17 protein-coding genes are annotated in these 12,934 nt (G+C 32.3%); 7 read left to right on the forward strand and 10 right to left on the reverse strand.

The genetic code is table 11. The features are described from left to right. Positions 1-10: 10 nt before the first annotated feature. Positions 11-565 carry a crossover junction endodeoxyribonuclease RuvC gene (gene ruvC / locus BKM63_RS07865; protein WP_071636057.1) on the reverse strand — a complete coding sequence of 185 codons (555 nt, stop codon included), beginning with the start codon at positions 563-565 and terminating at the stop codon, positions 11-13. A 134-nt stretch (positions 566-699) separates the two neighbouring features. Here ruvC and BKM63_RS07870 point away from each other — a divergent pair, with 134 nt between their 5' ends. Together BKM63_RS07870 and BKM63_RS07875 are read left to right on the forward strand one after the other, a co-directional pair. Continuing rightward, on the forward strand, positions 700-1,644 hold the full coding sequence (locus BKM63_RS07870; RefSeq protein WP_071636058.1) for a lysylphosphatidylglycerol synthase domain-containing protein: 945 nt from the start codon (positions 700-702) through the stop codon (positions 1,642-1,644). Next, positions 1,641-2,744, forward strand: coding sequence for a glycosyltransferase family 2 protein (locus tag BKM63_RS07875; protein ID WP_071636059.1), 1,104 nt, complete (start codon positions 1,641-1,643; stop codon positions 2,742-2,744). The genes BKM63_RS07870 and BKM63_RS07875 overlap by 4 nt, the downstream gene beginning before the upstream one ends. 58 nt (positions 2,745-2,802) lie before the next feature. Here BKM63_RS07875 and BKM63_RS07880 read toward each other — a convergent pair whose 3' ends face one another. Both BKM63_RS07880 and BKM63_RS07885 read right to left on the reverse strand, forming a co-directional pair. Continuing rightward, positions 2,803-3,291 carry a hypothetical protein gene (locus tag BKM63_RS07880; RefSeq protein WP_071636060.1) on the reverse strand — a complete coding sequence of 163 codons (489 nt, stop codon included), beginning with the start codon at positions 3,289-3,291 and terminating at the stop codon, positions 2,803-2,805. A 47-nt stretch (positions 3,292-3,338) separates the two neighbouring features. After that, a complete protein-coding gene (locus tag BKM63_RS07885) occupies positions 3,339-3,719 on the reverse strand; it encodes a hypothetical protein (RefSeq protein ID WP_071636061.1) in 381 nt (126 codons plus the stop codon). Between the two features lie 50 nt (positions 3,720-3,769). On the opposite strand from BKM63_RS07885, the gene BKM63_RS07890 reads away from it, so the two are divergent. Both BKM63_RS07890 and BKM63_RS07895 read left to right on the forward strand, forming a co-directional pair. Then, positions 3,770-4,270: a DUF456 domain-containing protein gene (locus BKM63_RS07890; RefSeq protein WP_071636062.1), complete on the forward strand. Its 501-nt coding sequence runs from the start codon at positions 3,770-3,772 to the stop codon at positions 4,268-4,270. 283 nt (positions 4,271-4,553) lie between these two features. After that, positions 4,554-5,156 carry a DUF937 domain-containing protein gene (locus tag BKM63_RS07895; protein ID WP_071636063.1) on the forward strand — a complete coding sequence of 201 codons (603 nt, stop codon included), beginning with the start codon at positions 4,554-4,556 and terminating at the stop codon, positions 5,154-5,156. Positions 5,157-5,220: 64 nt separating this feature from the next. Here the strand turns inward: BKM63_RS07895 and BKM63_RS07900 are convergent, their stop codons facing one another. The 6 genes from BKM63_RS07900 to BKM63_RS07925 all read right to left on the reverse strand — a co-directional run bounded on the left by BKM63_RS07900 (position 5,221) and on the right by BKM63_RS07925 (position 10,551). After that, positions 5,221-6,129: a pseudouridine synthase gene (locus tag BKM63_RS07900; RefSeq protein WP_071636064.1), complete on the reverse strand. Its 909-nt coding sequence runs from the start codon at positions 6,127-6,129 to the stop codon at positions 5,221-5,223. Between the two features lie 298 nt (positions 6,130-6,427). Further along, the gene (locus tag BKM63_RS07905; protein ID WP_071636065.1) at positions 6,428-7,384 is read right to left on the reverse strand and encodes a geranylgeranylglycerol-phosphate geranylgeranyltransferase; all 957 of its coding nucleotides are present in this window, start codon (positions 7,382-7,384) and stop codon (positions 6,428-6,430) included. 68 nt (positions 7,385-7,452) lie between these two features. Then, positions 7,453-8,043, reverse strand: a complete 591-nt coding sequence (locus tag BKM63_RS07910) for a DUF502 domain-containing protein (RefSeq protein ID WP_071636066.1) — start codon at positions 8,041-8,043, stop codon at positions 7,453-7,455. A 70-nt stretch (positions 8,044-8,113) separates the two neighbouring features. Further along, positions 8,114-9,052, reverse strand: a complete 939-nt coding sequence (locus BKM63_RS07915) for a mevalonate kinase family protein (RefSeq protein WP_071636067.1) — start codon at positions 9,050-9,052, stop codon at positions 8,114-8,116. Between the two features lie 30 nt (positions 9,053-9,082). Next, the gene (locus BKM63_RS07920) at positions 9,083-9,433 is read right to left on the reverse strand and encodes a four helix bundle protein (protein WP_071636068.1); all 351 of its coding nucleotides are present in this window, start codon (positions 9,431-9,433) and stop codon (positions 9,083-9,085) included. A gap of 29 nt (positions 9,434-9,462) precedes the next feature. Further along, positions 9,463-10,551: a diphosphomevalonate/mevalonate 3,5-bisphosphate decarboxylase family protein gene (locus tag BKM63_RS07925; RefSeq protein WP_071636069.1), complete on the reverse strand. Its 1,089-nt coding sequence runs from the start codon at positions 10,549-10,551 to the stop codon at positions 9,463-9,465. A gap of 163 nt (positions 10,552-10,714) precedes the next feature. On the opposite strand from BKM63_RS07925, the gene BKM63_RS07930 reads away from it, so the two are divergent. The 3 genes from BKM63_RS07930 to BKM63_RS07940 all read left to right on the forward strand — a co-directional run bounded on the left by BKM63_RS07930 (position 10,715) and on the right by BKM63_RS07940 (position 12,234). Then, a complete protein-coding gene (locus BKM63_RS07930; protein WP_071636070.1) occupies positions 10,715-11,191 on the forward strand; it encodes a TspO/MBR family protein in 477 nt (158 codons plus the stop codon). A gap of 62 nt (positions 11,192-11,253) precedes the next feature. Further along, positions 11,254-11,634, forward strand: coding sequence for a tetratricopeptide repeat protein (locus BKM63_RS07935; RefSeq protein WP_071636071.1), 381 nt, complete (start codon positions 11,254-11,256; stop codon positions 11,632-11,634). Between the two features lie 156 nt (positions 11,635-11,790). Then, a complete protein-coding gene (locus tag BKM63_RS07940) occupies positions 11,791-12,234 on the forward strand; it encodes a hypothetical protein (protein WP_071636072.1) in 444 nt (147 codons plus the stop codon). On the opposite strand, the gene BKM63_RS07945 is transcribed toward BKM63_RS07940, so the two are convergent. Continuing rightward, complete coding sequence (locus BKM63_RS07945) at positions 12,218-12,925, reverse strand: hypothetical protein (RefSeq protein WP_071636073.1); 708 nt, start codon at positions 12,923-12,925, stop codon at positions 12,218-12,220. The two genes, BKM63_RS07940 and BKM63_RS07945, sit on opposite strands and share 17 nt — an antisense overlap. Positions 12,926-12,934: the final 9 nt, after the last annotated feature.

The following is a 12,934-nucleotide window of genomic DNA, read 5'->3' on the forward strand; positions in this document are numbered from 1 at the left end:
TGACTGTAAACTATTTTCTAATTTTATCCTCATTTTGTTTCACAAAAGCATCCCATCCCGAATAACTTTTTCCTGCTACGACTTTTCCTGAATTAAAGAAATGACAAACTGCAGCCGCCAAACCATCGGTTGAATCGAGGTTTTTGGGTAATTCTTTTAAGCCTAAAAGCTGTTGGAGCATTTTAGCAACCTGTTCTTTACTGGCATTTCCGTTTCCGGTTATGGCCATTTTTATCTTTTTTGGTTCGTATTCTGTAATGGGAATATCTCTTGAAAGTCCGGCAGCCATAGCAACGCCTTGTGCACGCCCAAGTTTCAGCATCGATTGTACGTTTTTACCAAAGAAAGGCGCTTCAATCGCAATTTCATCAGGATGATGCGTTTCAATTAATTCGATGGTTCTTTCAAAAATGATTTTTAGTTTTTGATAATGATTGTCGTATTTGGACAATTGCAATTCGTTTAACTGCAAAAATTCCATTTTTTTATTGATAACTTTTATCAATCCAAAACCCATAATTGTGGTTCCGGGGTCAATACCTAATATGATGCGTTCTTTTGTCATTTTTTGTAATTACACAGAGATTCACGAAGAAACTCGAAGATTCACAAAGTTTAATACCTTACTATTTATAAAAAATCTTTGCGAAACTCTGTGGGGCTTAGCGAATCTTTGTGAAATAGCTTTACTTTTGCGGCATGATTTCAATTCCTCACAAAGCTAAGCAATTCCTGGTTCTTCTAGTCAAACTTTTGATTGTTGGCGGCGCATTTTATTTTATCTACAATCAGCTGGCTAACAACGATAAGCTCGACTGGAATAAATTCATTGTTTTGTTCCGAAAAAATCAGTCGGTTTTGGGTATTGCGTTTATATTGCTTTTGAGTGTTTTGAATCGCTATTTTGAGATTTTAAAATGGCAGAATCTGGCCAAATTAATTCATGAAATTTCAGTTTACGAAGCCACAAAACAGGTTTTAGCCGCTTTAACTGCCGGAATTTTTACGCCAAACGGAGTAGGAGAGTACGCTGGAAAAGCATTATATTATCCAAAATCTGATGCCAAAAAAGTGGTTTTCCTAAACTTAATCTGCAACGGAATCCAGATGATTTTGACTGTTATTTTTGGAATATTTGGTTTGCTGTATTTCAATGCACAATACAATGTTATCACATCTAAAGCGGTTGCGATTTTGTTTGGAGGATTTGTTGTCGTTTTGATTGTTTTATTTTCTCTTAAAAAGATCAAAATCAAAGGATATTCAATTGAAAAACTGATTCATAAAATCAACGAAATTCCAAAAGCAATTCATCAGAAAAATATTCTTTTGGGTATTTTAAGATATTTGGTTTTTTCGCATCAATATTACTTTTTGTTTCTCGCTTTTGATGTTGATCTGCCTTATTTAGTTTTAATGTCTGCCGTTACATCGGTTTATTTTCTGGCTTCATCACTGCCTACTTTTCAGTTTTTAGATTTTGCGGTAAAAGGCAGTGTCGCCATTTACTTCTTCGGAATTCTGGGCGTAAATGAATGGATTGTAGTTTTTATAAGTACACTTATGTGGTTTCTAAACGTGGTTCTGCCAGTTGTTTTAGGAAGTTATTTTGTACTCAATTTTAAAACAAAAACTGCCGAATGATTTTTGCTTTCTTCATCATATTAACCATTTATATTGTAAACATTGGTTTGCTTATTTATGGTTTTTTTAAAGTGAAGCAATATCAAAAAACAGATTTAAATCCGCAGACCAGCTTTACTATTATAGTTCCGTTTAGAAATGAAGAAGAAAATCTTCCGAAGCTTTTACATAGCTTTTCAAATCTAAATTATCCAACAGATTTATTTGAAGTGATTTTAGTCGATGATAATTCGAAAAAGAAGTTTCAAGTCTCACACTTCACATTTCACATTTCACAAATAAATAATATTCGGGTTTCAAATTCTCCCAAAAAAGACGCCATAACAACCGCAATGCATCACGTAAAAACCAATTGGGTAATTACCACAGATGCAGATTGTATAGTGTCCAAAAACTGGCTTTTGACTTTTGATAATTATATTCAGGAAAACAAAGTTTCTATGCTCGCCGGCGCAGTTACTTATGCGTGCGAAAACTCATTTCTGCATCACTTTCAGCAATTAGATCTGACAAGTCTGCAAGGTGCAACAATTGGAAGTTTTGGTTTAAACAAAGGATTTATGTGCAACGGTGCTAATTTTGCGTACACAAAATCATTGTTTAAAAGTCTAAACGGTTTTGATGGAAATGATAAAATTGCCAGTGGCGATGATGTTTTTTTGCTTCAAAAAGCAATCGAAAAATTTCCAAATGAAGTTCATTATTTAAAAGCCAAGGAAGCAATTGTTCTCACAAAACCAACCGAAGACTGGAAATCATTATTCTATCAAAGAGTACGCTGGGCGGCCAAAACAAGTTCGTATAAGAGTAAGTTTGGAAAGTATCTGGGCTTAATTGTTTTCTTTGGGAATTTGAGTTTTGTTATTGCCTTTTTCTTATTTCTTTTCGGAATTTTTGGTTATCCTTTTTTAGTTGTATTTGCTTTTTTGAAATTTGCAATAGATTTTGTTTTGCTTTATAAAACAAATCATTTTTTGACTAATACCAAAATTAAAAGTCTTTTATTGAGCAGTTTACTATATCTGTTTTTCAGTTCAACTGTAGCTTTATACAGTTTGTTTGGTTCTTATGAATGGAAAGACCGGAAATTTAAAATGTAATTTTCAAATTCCAAACTCCAAGTTTTAAGAAATTATATGATAATAAGAAATAGTAAAACTATTTTTTGTCTTTTGCTTTAATAATAACAGGCAAAATAAACTGCGTTTTTACGGGAACGCCGCGTTTTATAGCCGGGTTTACTTTAGGAAAATCGATTAAACGAGCATGAAGAATGCTGTCAATTCTAATCGTGTCATAAGCAACTGAATCTTTTTGAAATTCGGGTTCAAATTTCATTTTCGAATTAGGAAAAACAGTCACTTTTACCTGAATCGTATCCAGATCCGGATAAAGAATAGACAAACTGTCAACATCCAGTTTTTCCTGAATAAGCTGCGACATCACATCAAAAAAGCATTTTTGGCGTTGTTTTTTATCGCTTATGGTTTCGCAGTCGGCAACAGTAGGATATTCGTCTACTTCTTTCCAATTAATCGATTTTAGTTCTTTTTGAAGTAATTCTTTTTCAGACGGAACCTGCTTCTCAAAATATTGACAAGAATTGAAAAATATAAAAACTAAAAAATAGAAAAAATTAGACCTCAAGATTTTGATTTTGAATTGGAAAATGAATTAATGATATAAAAATACGATTATTTTTTTTGAGAAGCTTTATAAACTAAATAATCTTCATAGCTTTCAGAAAGCCATTTTTCTTTATTCTCTGCCGCAACTTCTTTTTGATCAGGATATAATTTTTCAAGCCTGTTGGAAAATGCTGCAATTTGAACAGTATAATTATAAAATTCAGCTTTGGTTAAAACAATATTAGGGTCATTTTTACGATTAAAAAACTCAAAGAAAAGTGCGTCAAATTCTTTCAAAGAGAAATTTAATACCTTTTTCTTAGTACTTTTATAAATACTGTCTTGTATAAGCTGATCGTCAATTGAAATCTTTTTGCTTTGAGCAAATGCAGAAGTTCCAGTTGAAATCAAGATCAAGAACAAAATTAAAGATGAAAAACAACGCATTTCTGTTTTTATTTTAAATAAAAAATGTAAGTGCAAAATTACAAAAATATATGGATTTACTATTAGTGACATTAGGTTTTATATGCATGGTTGTAGGGATATTTGGGAGTTTTCTGCCTGTTTTACCGGGGCTTTCTTCTTGCTGGGTTGGCTTATTGCTTTTATATTTAACCAAAGCAGTCGAAAACAATTACTGGCTTTTAGGAGTAACACTTTTGCTTACTATCATTATTACTGTTTTAGATTATGTTATTCCGGCAAAAGGCACTAAAAAATTTGGAGGAAGTTCTTATGGTGTCTGGGGAACGAACATTGGTTTGATCGTGGGAATTTTGGTTCCAATCCCTTTTGGAGTTATCATTGGCCCTTTCGTTGGAGCATTAATTGGGGAGATGATTTACGATTCAACTAATCATAAACGTGCTTTCAAAGCGGCGACAGGATCTCTTCTAGGGTTCCTTGCTTCGAGCTTTATAAACTTTATGTTCTGCATAATTTATTTGGGAATTTTTATCCACACAACATGGGAATATCGAAACTTATTGTTTTAATTATGTAACAAATATTTAGCTTTTTTCTTATTTTTTATTTTTTTTAAGAAAAATTCGAACTTTTTAAGAAAAAAAAATCACTGCGTTTTGCCTACGTAGGCGTTATATTTACTGGTATTGAGCGTTTTTTGTGTTAAAGTCCTCATAATCTATTCACTAAATTCTTAACTTATTTTTTGGATATGTTAAAATATTTTATATTTTTATCCTGATAAACGATAAAAAGCCCCACTTTGTCGATTATTTTGAATGAGTATAAATAATTATTTAATAAGTTATGAGTATGACCCCAAACCTACAAATTGAGCTTAGACGTTTTATTTCTTCTAATGTTGTTTCAAAGCTAAACAAGTTTTATTTTGAAAATGATGCACTCTTAATAAAGGGAATTGATGTTTCGATAGGTACAGTTTTAATGGGTCTCTATAACAAAGCAGAAGAATCTGGTTTTTACAAAGGAATTGTTTCTCAAATTGAAGATAATTCAAGTTTTTACCAGGAAGTCGATTTTACTTCCGGCAGAATTTTATCAGTCGACGACTGTTACCGCATAGAAGGAAATCCAATACTTAAGGAAATCTTCACCAATAAAAAAGGCCGAATTTCTGAAATGATTTCAAACGAAGTCGGCATCAAAAGCGAAACAGCCCGCGAAATACTTAACTTCTCTGCACTTCTTGTAGTCTCTTATCTTAAAAATAATATCCAATTACTCGATAGTCTAAAACTACTTTTAGAAGAACAAAAAAGAGACATTTTAAACAGCATTCAGCCCGGAATTAAAATCATCCTCGGATTTTCATGTTACGAATCTGTTGAAGACAAAAATCAAAACATCGGAAGATCAATCTTTACTCTTTTCGGACACAACTTTTTCAGTTTCTAAAATAAAAAAAATCCCGCCTTACAAAGTAAAACAGGATTAGTATTTAAGTCAATTAAGAAACGTTTTATGCGTTTTTTAAATTGATAACTTCTTGATCTGTCAAAAAGCGCCAGTTTCCTCTAGGAAGATTCTTCTTAGTTAAACCAGCAAAAGCAACACGGTCAATACGAAGTACATCATAGTCAAAGTGTTCAAAAATAGCACGAACCACTTTTACATTAGATGAACGAAGTTTTAGGCCTACTTCACTTTTTGCTTCTTTCTCAATATAACTTATTTCCTCAACAAATACACGGTGGCCGTCAAGAACTAAGCCTTTGCTTATTTTTTCTAAATCTTCAAACTTCAGGTTTTTATCTAAAGAAACCTGGTAAATTTTAGACGATTTTTGATTTGGTAAAGTAAATTTACGAATCATATCTGTATCGTTGGTAAAGAGCAGCAATCCAGTTGTGTTTTTGTCCATTCTTCCAACTGCAGCAATTTTTGCATTAGTAGAACCGCGAACTAGCTCCAGAACGTTACGATATTCCTGACCTTCGTCAAATGCAGTAGTAAAGTTTTTTGGTTTGTTTAATAAGATGTATTCTTTCTTTTCAGGAGTCAAAACAACACCGTCAAAATTTACAACATCATTTAGTTTTACTAAATAACCCATTTCAGTTACCGGAACACCATTTACTTTCACGTTTCCAGACTGAATATATATATCGGCATCACGACGAGAACAAACACCAGAATTAGAGATGTATTTGTTCAAACGAATTTCGTCTGAAGCCTTTTGTCTCTTTGGTGCCTGATTCTGTTTCTTAAGTTTTTGCGCAGCTTCTTCTTCTGCAGCCTTAACAGCAGGTTTCACTTTCTTTGGCCCTTGAGCGCGTTTAGCCATAGGAGGTTTTGGCTTGCTAGAGTTTGATCTTGAACTATTTGGTCTCGATCCGCCTCTTTTATTATTGCCTTCCTTATTGTTCATAAATTCTGTAATTTGTGCAAAGATAGTTTTTTCCTGCTAATAAATCTTAAGTTCAATGTTCTTAGATTGATAGCTTTTAAATTTAAGATAATTTGAAGCATCACAATTGGCTTTTTTTCAGGCATGGTTTCCCGCTTTTCGTTTCAATCTTTTATGGCGAACCCCGCCATAAAAGGATTTTCACTTTAATCGGGGCTAGAAAATCAAACAATAGGTTTCTTTTTTAGCATTTAGCTATTCACAAAGTTGCTCAAAGAAAACATTTGCAAAAAAGAAAAGCCTGCAACGATGAAACAATCTAAAACGTAGAAATCAATTGACGTCCGTGCCACAAAACACTCGGGTTAATCAAAACGATGCAGAAAACGCCTGAAACGATCAGGAATTTTAAAACATTATGCAGTAATAAAAACTGTTCTTTAGAATTTGATCTCCACAAATAAAGCAGGAAAAAAAGTAAAACAATGAAACATACATAAAAGTAAATATCCATATAGCCAACATCATAAATGTTGACCAAAATATAAACCGGAATTATGGTTAAAAAAGTCAAAACTGTTATAATTTGTTTCGAAACTTTTTCATTAAACTTAATTGGAATGGTATGATAATCGTTGGCCAGATCACCTTTTAAATTCTCCAGATCCTTTATCATTTCCCGAATTAAAAGCAATAAAAACAAAAACATGGCATGCGCTGAAATTACAGCAAAATGGCTTCTGTGATTTTCAATTTCTTCAAATGAAATCGAATTGTAGAAATACAATAAAATGGCAAAAAACGGAATTACAGCCATAAATGCGGCAGTTAAATTCCCTACAATTGGGTATTTCTTTATTTTATGAGAGTAAAACCAAATCAGGAAAATATAAGCCGAAAAAAATAAAAAAGCACGCCACGAAACGATTGACGCCATTAAAACCGCCAGGAAATTAAGGCTGAAATAAACAGTCAGTTTTGTTTTCTGGCTCACTAATCTGTCCAGCATGGATTTATTAGGGCGGTTAATTAAATCTTTCTGGCTGTCGTAAAAATTATTGATAATATAACCCGAAGCAATTGTAACCGCTGAAGCAAATACAATCAAAAACAAATAAAAATCGAGCAGAATATCCAGAGCTCTTTTTTCCGGAGCCAGAATAAAAATCGCCGATAAATACTGAGCCAAAACAATAATCGGGATGTTATAACCGCGTACCACAGAAAACAAACTAACAATTTTCATTACTAAAAGTTTGTGTTGTCTGCTTAACATAGATTATAAATTGTGGATTAGGATTAAATTAGATTTTGAAGTTAAAGGATATTTTTTAAACCTGAAATTTAGAGCTTGTTTTTTAACAATTCTTTAGAGCCATAACCTAATTTACGAATGCAGGCTAAAGCTTGTTTTTGAGAAATTCCAACTTCTCTAATGTCTTTCTTTTCTACAAAACAAACAGAACCGCTCCATGGGTTTGGGGCATCGGGAATAAAAACAGTAAAATTGTTTTCGTCGATTTGTTCTATTAAAAAAGCAAATTGCCAGCCGGCATCTGTAGGAACAAGAATCACTTTTAAATTTTCATTAGATTCAAATCCCATCATATTTTCATTCATGTTCTTCATGAAAGAATATCCGGGAACAAAGCTTAATACGCCATTTTCTAATTTCTGAATCATTTTTTTTGCTCCGGCTGTTCTGGCAAGTATGCCTGCGGTAAAACAAATGAGAATTAAAATTAGGGTTCCAACAAGTTCCTGAATTGCAATTCCTAAAACATGCACTCTGGGCAGGTGATTGACAAGCGGAAGAGTTACTTTTTGAATTATTCCGTAGCCTTTTTCAAGAATAATCAGTAAGACGACTAAAGGTGCCAAAAATAAAATTCCTCCTAAAAAAGTTGCTTTAATTATTTTTAAAATGCTTTTCATAATAATAAATAACTTTTTAGGGTGAAAACTTATGAAAATCTACTCAAATAACTTCGGCTTTTAAGAGTTCTTAGAATTGATAAACAACTTCTAGTTTATAGTCTTTTAGAGAAGCTTTTGCTTTTTTTAAATCTTCCGTAAAACCAAGGATATAACCGCCGCCTCCAGAACCACAAAGTTTTAGGTAATAATCGTTTGTGTCAATTCCGTTCTGCCAGATTCCGTGAAATTGCTCCGGGATCATTGGTTTAAAGTTATTTAAAACAACTTTAGAAAGCTTTTTAGTATTGGTAAACAAAGATTTCATGTCGCCATGTAAAAAGTTTTCTACACAAGCATCAGTATATTTCACGAATTGGTTTTTAAGCATAGTACGAAAACCTTTGTCTTTTAGGTTTTCCATAAAAATGTTAACCATTGGTGCTGTTTCGCCTACAATTCCAGAATCTAATAAAAACACAGCGCCTTTTCCGTCAAAACTTTGAGTCGGAATTCCGGTTGCTTCAATATTATCTTTAGAATTAATTAAAATCGGGATACTCAAATAGCTGTTTAACGGATCTAAACCAGAACTTTTTCCGTGGAAAAAGCTTTCCATTTGAGCAAATATATTTTTTAATTGTAGTAGTTTTTCGCGTGTTAAATTCTCTAAAACCGTGATTTTGTTTGTTGCATATTTATCATAGATCGCAGCTACAAGAGCACCGCTGCTTCCTACACCATATCCTTGAGGAATACTGGAATCGAAATACATTCCGGTTGCTACGTCATTTTTTAAAGTTTCTAAATCAAAAGTAACCAATTCCGGCTGTTGTGACTGTAAGACTTCAAGGTAAGAGGCAAAACTTGTTAAGCTTTTATTTGATGCAACGGCTTCGGCAGAAGGTTCTTCAGACTTCTTTAAAGCACCGTTGTAAAAATTATAAGGAATAGAAAGTCCTTTAGAGTCGCGGATAATTCCGTATTCTCCAAAGAGTAATATTTTTGAGTAAAATAAGGGTCCTTTCATAATTGAAAATGAATAATTAACAATTGATAATTATGTGTTTTTTGAAGTTTTTACAATACTTGTTAGTAATCGCAAAAGCTCTGTTATTTTTGGTTTAATATTTAAAAAATCTATATCAGATAGATATTTCGTTTCATACAGCAAATCTAACCAATATTCAGTCTCGTTTGCCTCTTTTAAAGAAATAGATAATTTATGAATGAAATCTGCTTTGCTTTGCGCATGTTCAGCTTCTCTGATATTCGCTCCAATGGATGTGCCTGAACGTAACATCTGTCGTGATAATACAAATTCTCTTTTCTCAGCTAAAACTTTATAAAGGTTAACAACATCAATTGCAAAAGCAAAAGATTTTTCTTTAATAATGTTCTTTCTCTCCATAAAATTAATCAATTATTAATTAACAATTGTTAATTATCAACTAATAAAGCGCCTTCTCCAATTTTGTCGCAAATGTACTGACCATTCTGACAAAATACAACTAATTCTTCCTGAATAAATTGCAATACTTTATTGCTAACGTTTTCGGGATAAAGTACATGCACATTTGCACCGGCATCCAGTGTAAAACAAACTGGAATCTGTGTTTCTTGTCTAAATTTCCAGATTGCATTTATAATTTGCAGCGTATTTGGTTTCATCAAAATAAAATACGGCATGGATGTCATCATCATGGCGTGCAAAGTTAAAGCTTCACTTTCTACAACTTTGATAAATTCTTCTAAATTACCGCTTTCAAAAATCTTGATTAACTGATCTAAATTTTCGTGTGCCTGAGCAAAACGTCTTTCAGCGTACGGATGATTGTGCATTAAATCATGTCCAACTGTACTCGAAACTTGTTTTTCGCCTTTGTCAACCAATAAAATAGTGTCCTGGTAATTCTTGAAGTTTTCATGAATGGTATAAGGAAATTCAACTCCAAATAAATCCGAACTTTCTTGAATATTCGCTTGATTTCCCCAAACAACTACTTTTCCTTTTACACTTCGGCAGGCACTTCCTGAACCTAAACGGGCAAGAAATGAAGCTTTTTGATAAAAATATTCATCCGTCATCTCAGGATTTAGCAATTTCTCCAAACTCATAAAATTTATTGCCAAAGCCGCCATTCCTGAAGCCGAAGATGCAATTCCGGAACTATGCGGAAATGTATTTTGTGTATCAATCGTAAAATGATATTCTTTTAAAAAAGGCAGATAAACTTCAACTCTTTCTAAAAACTTCTGGATTTTTGGTTTGAAATCTTCTTTTGGTTTTCCTTCAAAAAGTAAATCAAAAGAAAAATTTTCATTATTGCCTTTTTTTGAGAAAGCCAATTTTGTAATCGTTTTACAATTGTTTAAAGTAAAACTTACCGAAGGATTTGCGGGAATCTGATTGTCTTTTTTCCCCCAATATTTAACTAATGCGATATTGCTGGGAGCGCTCCATTCAAAATTTCCGTTTTCGATTGTTGAAGTATATGGATTTGGAATAAAATCAGCTGTTGTAAACATGAATTATAAATTTTGGCAAAGATAGTTTTTTCACCATAATAGATAATTTTTTCACCATATAAGTTATGTAAGATATTATAAGCGGGCTTTGCTCAAATGAACTTATAGAACGTATATGGTTTAAATTTTCTTTTGAATATTTTTGAATTCAAAATTTGATATCATGAATAAGTTTATAAAAATCGCTATAGCTTTAGTAATTTGTTTAACAGTAGGATATTCTGCCAGCACCGTTACAAGACCAAGTGTAGAATCATGGTATCCAACGATTGTAAAACCTGTTTTTAATCCGCCAAATTGGATTTTCATGCCGGTTTGGACAGTGCTTTATATTTTTATGGCGATTGCAGCAGGTTTAGTTTGGGATAAAATAAAAGAACAAACCGAAAAGGTAAAAACAGCACTTCTTTTCTTTTTGATTCAATTAACGCTCAATGCCATTTGGTCCTATTTATTTTTCGGATTAAAAAATCCGCTTTTGGCTTTAATAGAAATAATTCTTCTATGGCTGATGATTTATGAAACGTATTTAAAATTCATCAAAATCAATAAAATATCCGGATATTTATTGATTCCGTATTTTGCCTGGGTTGGGTTTGCGACGATTTTGAATGCCAGTATTTGGTGGTTGAATAAATAGATTTTTAGTTTCAGGTTTCAGGTTTTTCTTTGTTCCAGGTTTAATCAATATTTTATTACTTTATGAATAAATTCAAGGTTTTTGTTATTGCTTTAGTTTTAATTTCTTTTAAAACGTTTGCTTGTTTGAATGGAGAATCGAAAATTCTTAAAAATGGAGCTTATGCGTATCAAGATTATGACGGCTTTGTTCCTGTTGGACATCATTTTTTTTCTGGGGATTTCCCTAAATTAATAGTTGAACTTGATAGTTTATACAAAAAAACAAATGATCTCGATTATTTATCAGACAAAGGATATCTTTTAATAGTCTTGGGGAAATATCAGGAAGCTTTAAATTTATATTTGAATATCGAAAAAAGGGAACCTAATCGATATTCTACAGCATCCAATATGGGAACGCTTTATGAATTGATGGGCGAAAATCAAAAAGCCTATACCTGAATTAAAAAATCTATTGAAATTAATCCTGAATCTCACAATGGATCCGAATGGCTGCATTTAAAAATATTAGAAGCTAAAATCAAGAATTTAAAAGATATTTCTGGTCAGTTTTTAATTAATACGAATTTTGGAAATAAAGGCGAACCTCAAACCAAATTGTCTAAAACTCAAATAGACGAATTGCTTCAATCTATTTATTATCAGGTAAATGAGCGAATGTCATTTATAGAACCAAAAGATAAAGTTATTTCGATACTGCTTTTTGAACTGGCAAATCTTACTGAATTAAAAGGAGAAAACGAAAATGCACTTCAGATTTACAGAACTGCCCGAGTTTATGGCTACGATGGAGATTTAATCGTAGCGAGAATGATTAATAGTGCGCAAAGCGGATTTGATTATTATCGCATAAAAGCAGGAACTTACGGTGCTCAATTAAGAGATTTACGAGAAAGTAAAAATATTGTTCATCCGGATTACTTATACCAGATCGAAACAAGCGTACTAGTTTTGTCTATAGTAAGTATCGTATTGCTGATCGCTTTAATTGTATTTTTCTTAAAATGGAAGAAATTAAAAAAGTCTATTTCAGCTTCTTAAACTCTTTATTTTTAGCATATAAAAAATCCATTGTAGCCAAAACATTCGGATCTTCTAAAAGTGTTTTTGATTTGGGGTCTGCGTCGCAGAAATTAATAAAAAGCTCTTTTTCTTCAGGTTTTATTTTTAAATTTTTTAGAAAGAAATCTGGAGGACAAGCAGCAATAACCAGTTTCTTAAAACGGTCGTCGGCAACTTCAATTGTTTTCTTCTTCTTACCTTTTAAAGGGAATGAAACTCGAAGCGCTTCTCTAATTGAATTATCACTAACTCCTGTATTCCAGAATAAATCTTTGGCATTTTTAGTGATTAATACATTTGCAACATCATCAGCACTAATCTTAACTTTATCAAATTCAACCTTATTTATTATAACTTCATTCAATTCTTCAGGTTTTAGAATCATGTTAACGAAGAGATTGTTGTTCTCAATATCTTTGGTGGTGATTTTTAATCTAGTAAATAAATAATTCTTTGCAAAAAACAATAAACTGTCTTTCTCTTTTACTAAAATCGAAAATTCTCCCAATTCATTGGTAGTTGTACTGATTTTGGCAGTTTTATTGATAACCTCGACTTTATTAAGAGGAGCTTTGTTAGAAACGACGTTGCCCTGAATTACTTTTTCTGTTTGTGAAGTACTTAGCTGATAAGTCAGAAATGAAATAGTAGTAAGTAATTTTACTTTCATAGAGGAAAT

The sequence above is a fragment of the Flavobacterium johnsoniae genome (assembly GCF_001879205.1).
In the GTDB taxonomy this organism is placed as follows: domain Bacteria; phylum Bacteroidota; class Bacteroidia; order Flavobacteriales; family Flavobacteriaceae; genus Flavobacterium; species Flavobacterium johnsoniae_A.

Bases quoted from the DNA above. Each gene is read 5' to 3' on its own strand.
- BKM63_RS07905 (WP_071636065.1), bottom strand. From the start codon at position 7,384: ATGTTAAGCAGACAACACAAACTTTTAGTAATGAAAATTGTTAGTTTG.
- BKM63_RS07870 (WP_071636058.1), top strand. From the start codon at position 700: ATGATTTCAATTCCTCACAAAGCTAAGCAATTCCTGGTTCTTCTAGTC.
- BKM63_RS07930 (WP_071636070.1), top strand. From the start codon at position 10,715: ATGAATAAGTTTATAAAAATCGCTATAGCTTTAGTAATTTGTTTAACA.
- ruvC (WP_071636057.1), bottom strand. From the start codon at position 565: ATGACAAAAGAACGCATCATATTAGGTATTGACCCCGGAACCACAATT.
- BKM63_RS07890 (WP_071636062.1), top strand. From the start codon at position 3,770: ATGGATTTACTATTAGTGACATTAGGTTTTATATGCATGGTTGTAGGG.
- BKM63_RS07935 (WP_071636071.1), top strand. From the start codon at position 11,254: ATGAATAAATTCAAGGTTTTTGTTATTGCTTTAGTTTTAATTTCTTTT.
- BKM63_RS07925 (WP_071636069.1), bottom strand. From the start codon at position 10,551: ATGTTTACAACAGCTGATTTTATTCCAAATCCATATACTTCAACAATC.
- BKM63_RS07945 (WP_071636073.1), bottom strand. From the start codon at position 12,925: ATGAAAGTAAAATTACTTACTACTATTTCATTTCTGACTTATCAGCTA.
- BKM63_RS07920 (WP_071636068.1), bottom strand. From the start codon at position 9,433: ATGGAGAGAAAGAACATTATTAAAGAAAAATCTTTTGCTTTTGCAATT.
- BKM63_RS07915 (WP_071636067.1), bottom strand. From the start codon at position 9,052: ATGAAAGGACCCTTATTTTACTCAAAAATATTACTCTTTGGAGAATAC.
- BKM63_RS07900 (WP_071636064.1), bottom strand. From the start codon at position 6,129: ATGAACAATAAGGAAGGCAATAATAAAAGAGGCGGATCGAGACCAAAT.
- BKM63_RS07875 (WP_071636059.1), top strand. From the start codon at position 1,641: ATGATTTTTGCTTTCTTCATCATATTAACCATTTATATTGTAAACATT.
- BKM63_RS07910 (WP_071636066.1), bottom strand. From the start codon at position 8,043: ATGAAAAGCATTTTAAAAATAATTAAAGCAACTTTTTTAGGAGGAATT.
- BKM63_RS07895 (WP_071636063.1), top strand. From the start codon at position 4,554: ATGACCCCAAACCTACAAATTGAGCTTAGACGTTTTATTTCTTCTAAT.
- BKM63_RS07885 (WP_071636061.1), bottom strand. From the start codon at position 3,719: ATGCGTTGTTTTTCATCTTTAATTTTGTTCTTGATCTTGATTTCAACT.